General features: G+C 66.5%; 2 protein-coding genes. Both read left to right on the forward strand.

Features of this window, described 5'->3' with window-relative positions; genetic code table 11:
* Positions 1 to 244 (forward strand): hypothetical protein (locus ACWD5O_RS37215; RefSeq protein ID WP_450088183.1); only part of this gene is annotated, 244 nt, incomplete at its 5' end.
* Between the two features lie 173 nt (positions 245 to 417).
* Entirely contained in the window at positions 418 to 738 is a 321-nt protein-coding gene (locus tag ACWD5O_RS37220; protein WP_450088184.1) for a hypothetical protein, read from the forward strand.
* The last annotated feature ends 276 nt before the right edge of the window (positions 739 to 1,014 follow it).

The raw sequence follows: 1,014 nt of genomic DNA on the forward strand, positions 1-1,014 counted from the left end.
TGAACTGGTCATGCCCGTCCTGCTGCCCGCAGCGAAGGCGCGTCTACACCAACCATCCCAAGCCGGACACCCGTCACGACTTTGCCGGGACCCTGGGTTCCAGCCGATCGCGGCGGTGCTCGCCATTGTGCTGTTCGCGTGCTTCCTGATCTTGTTCGCGGTGTTCTGGGTTGGATGGCTGATGCGTGGGCACGAGTTGTGGCGCGCGGAGAGGCGAGGGGCAAGAGGCGAGGACGGCAATTAAGCCCCCGGCAGTGTGGGGCACACAGGGGGCACAAGACACCGTCAAACGTCGTCAACCAGCGAGCAACGCTGGCAGCCCGAAGCACCGCGTGAGCAGGTCACCTGTCCTGTTCCCGCTGGTGATGGGCCAGCGGCTCTAAATTCCGCTTCAACTCCTCGACGTAGCCTGCCGTAGTGCTGATCAAGGTGATGGACGACTACGGATGCTGGCCATTGTGGGTTCGTGACGAGGACAGCGGCGTCTACGAGCCGCGCGATCCTGCCACGCTCGGACTCTCCCCCGGCCTCGTGGGGCGACTGGCGGCCTGGCAGCAGTGGTCGGAATCCATGGTCAACATCGCCGATCCAAGTGACAGCAGAGCTATCGGGGCAGAGGAGGACGCAGCCTTCGCCGCCGAGGGACGTGTGCTGGCGGCGCGTGTTGCGGAAGAACTGCCGCAGGCGGCGGTCTGGTTCTACGGCGGCAGCAGCGCCGACACTGCCGGACCGGACTGAGCCGGGCCCAGGGCGCGGCTGTCGACAGCAACGGTGACAGCAACAGGCCGGGACGAGGACGGTCGGCAGTCGCCGGGCGCGGACAGTCGCCGGAGCTCACGGATGCGGACGGACACGCCCAGACGGAGCGCCCAGAACTTGTAAGCGAGGCGTCAGGCGGCTAGCTGAACCGAAGGGGCACCCAGGGCGATTGCGTAGTCGGGCGGTAGGGCTCTGAGCTGGGGACCTGTGGAGTGAATGGCCTCTGTGGAGGCGAAGGGGGCGGGTGAGATCGCA

The organism is Micromonospora sp. NPDC005161 (assembly GCF_053599855.1).